A 3,031-nucleotide genomic window follows, 5' to 3' on the forward strand; every position below is an offset into this window, starting at 1 on the left:
ATTTTTGGAACGAAGAATATCGCTGAGGCTGCAGATGTGTTCGGTGTGGAATACTTTGTGATGGTATCTACAGATAAAGCAGTGAACCCACCAAACGTCATGGGCGCAACCAAACGCTTTGCCGAAATGATCGTTCAAAACCTTGCAAAGGAAAGCAATACGAAGTTTGCTGCAGTCCGCTTTGGTAATGTGTTGGGATCACGAGGTAGTGTTGTGCCATTATTTAAAAAGCAAATTGCTGCCGGGGGACCTATTACGGTAACGGATCCTGAAATGACAAGATACTTTATGACAATACCTGAAGCATCACGCTTAGTTTTACAAGCGGGAAGCCTAGCAAGTGGTGGAGAAGTATTTGTGTTAGATATGGGAGAGCCGGTCAAGATTGTAGATTTAGCCAAAAACCTGATCAAGCTATCCGGCTTTAGAGAAGGAGAAATTGGTATCGAATACTCTGGTATTAGACCAGGAGAAAAACTATTCGAAGAGCTGTTAAATGACAATGAGATTCAAAGTCGATTTATCTTCCCTAAAATCCATGTAGGAAAAGCAAACCCAATAAGTGAAGCAGAGTTGAAATACGTCATGGAAAAGCTACCGGAAATGGATAAAGCAACATTAAAAGAAACATTAATCGGACTAGCTAATCATAAATTTGTAGATTCACCGATCAAGGAACATGTCTGATTTCAATTATCTGACAAATGAAGGAGTTAACCAATGAAAAAAGTAAGAAAAGCCATCATTCCTGCAGCAGGTTTAGGAACTCGTTTTCTACCTGCTACAAAGGCAATGCCAAAGGAAATGCTACCTATCGTAGACAGACCTACTATTGAATATATCGTAGAAGAGGCAATTGCATCTGGAATTGAAGATATTATTATCGTAACTGGTAAAGGAAAAAGATCTATCGAGGACCATTTCGACCGTAACTTTGAGTTAGAAGAAAACCTTAGAGAAAAAGGTAAATACGAGCTACTGGATAAGATCAATCAATCTTCTAAGGTAGAGATACATTATATACGCCAAAAAGAACCCAAGGGATTGGGACATGCGGTATGGTGTGCCCGTAACTTTATAGGCGATGAACCATTCGCAGTTTTACTTGGAGATGACATTGTCCAGGCAAACAAACCCTGTCTTCAACAACTAATGGAACAGTATGATGAAACAGGTTCATCTGTCATTGGAGTTCAGCAAGTGGCAAAAGAAAACACACATCGCTATGGAATTATTGATCCAAATGGTCAAGAAGGTAGACGTTATCAGGTTAGTAACTTTGTTGAAAAACCAGAGGAAGGAACAGCACCTTCTAATCTCGCTATTATGGGACGTTATGTATTAACTCCCGAAATTTTTGGGTTTTTGGATAAACAGCAAGCTGGTGCAGGTGGAGAAATACAGTTAACTGATGCTATTCAAGAATTAAACCAAGTTCAAGATGTATTTGCTTATGATTTTGAAGGTAAGCGATATGATGTTGGGGAAAAGCTTGGGTTTATACAGACTACTGTGGAGATGGCTTTGGAGAGGGATGAATTAAGAGGGGAACTGCTTGAGTATTTGAAGCAGCTCTTAAATAGTGTGGAAGTTAAGTAGATTTTAATATTACAAAATCGAAGCCCAAATTTAATGGGCTTTGATTTAAATAGAACTAAAAGTTAGTAGGTTAGTAGTTGGTTTGAATATTGAATTTCATTTCCAATTAAGTACTAAGCGACTAAAGTAATTAAGGAGCGTGACAGAGATGTACATGGGAATTAAAAGACTAATAGATGTCATACTTTCATTATGCGGTCTAATTGTTCTATCACCAGTATTCTTATTGTTAATTATAGGAATTAAATTGGAGTCACAAGGGCCAGTTTTCTTTAAGCAAAAAAGAGTTGGTATTCATAAGGCTCATTTTAATATTTTGAAGTTCAGAACTATGAGAATAGATACGCCTAAGGACACTCCCACTCATTTATTGGCAAACCCAGAGCATTATATAACAAAAATGGGCAAATTTCTAAGAAAGACATCACTTGATGAACTTCCACAAATTTGGAATATCTTTGTTGGACAGATGAGTATTATTGGTCCGAGACCAGCATTATGGAATCAGTATGATTTAATAGCAGAACGTGATAAGTATAGAGCGAATAATATCCCACCTGGATTGACAGGTTGGGCACAGATTAATGGGAGAGATGAGCTTCCTATTCAGGTGAAAGCGAAGTTGGATGGGGAGTATGTTGAGAAGATTAGTTTTGGCATGGATGTTAAGTGTTTCTTTGGGACGATTGTTAGTGTTGTTAAGAGTGATGGGGTTGTTGAAGGTGGGACAGGGACATCCAGTAAGAATGAAGTTGCTGCTACAAAGGAGAGTAAACCAAAATGAAAAAAATATTGATAACAGGATTGAATAGCTATGTAGGTATAAGTCTTGAAAAATGGTTGGCAAATTATCCTGATAGATATTCTGTAGATTCGATTAGTTTAAGAGATGAATCATGGAAGGAAAGAGACTTTTCAATATATGATGTTGTGTTTCATGTAGCAGGTATAGCCCACGTTTCAACAAATCCTAATATGGAAGAAATGTATTATAAAGTGAATCGTGATCTTACAATAAAAACAGCAGAAAAAGCAAAAGCAGAAGGTGTAAAACAGTTTATTTTTATGAGTAGCATAATTGTATATGGGGATAGTACCAGTGATAAGAGAGTCATTGATAAAGATACAATACCAACTCCGAGTAACTTTTATGGTAATAGTAAACTGGGAGCAGAAGTAGGAATTAAACCTTTAGAAAGTGATAATTTCAAAGTTGTTATTATTAGACCACCTATGGTTTATGGAAAGGGGTCTAAAGGAAATTATCCTAAGCTTTCAATGATAGCTAAAAAAACCCCGTTATTCCCTAATATCACAAACCAAAGAAGTATGCTGCATATAGATAACCTAAGTGAGTTTATTAGATTAATGGTTGATAATGAAGAGAGAGGGTTATTCTTTCCGCAAAATAGTGAATATGTTCAGACAAGTG

Annotated in this window: 4 protein-coding genes; all 4 read left to right on the plus strand. The window is 36.9% G+C overall.

The genetic code is table 11. The annotated features are described in order from the left end of the window. On the plus strand, nt 1–687 hold a 687-nt coding region (locus AC06OU_RS04920; RefSeq protein WP_475854351.1), incomplete at its 5' end, for a polysaccharide biosynthesis protein. 33 nt (nt 688–720) lie between these two features. Further along, entirely contained in the window at nt 721–1,599 is an 879-nt protein-coding gene (gene galU / locus AC06OU_RS04925; RefSeq protein WP_475854352.1) for a UTP--glucose-1-phosphate uridylyltransferase GalU, read from the plus strand. A gap of 148 nt (nt 1,600–1,747) precedes the next feature. After that, the gene (locus AC06OU_RS04930) at nt 1,748–2,383 is read left to right on the plus strand and encodes a sugar transferase (protein ID WP_475854354.1); all 636 of its coding nucleotides are present in this window, start codon (nt 1,748–1,750) and stop codon (nt 2,381–2,383) included. Beyond that, on the plus strand, nt 2,380–3,031 hold a 652-nt coding region (locus AC06OU_RS04935; protein WP_475854355.1), incomplete at its 3' end, for an NAD-dependent epimerase/dehydratase family protein. The genes AC06OU_RS04930 and AC06OU_RS04935, both read left to right, overlap by 4 nt.

It is taken from the genome of Psychrobacillus sp. (assembly GCF_056205495.1).

Bases quoted from the DNA above. Each gene is read 5' to 3' on its own strand.
- galU (WP_475854352.1), top strand. From the start codon at position 721: ATGAAAAAAGTAAGAAAAGCCATCATTCCTGCAGCAGGTTTAGGAACT.
- AC06OU_RS04930 (WP_475854354.1), top strand. From the start codon at position 1,748: ATGTACATGGGAATTAAAAGACTAATAGATGTCATACTTTCATTATGC.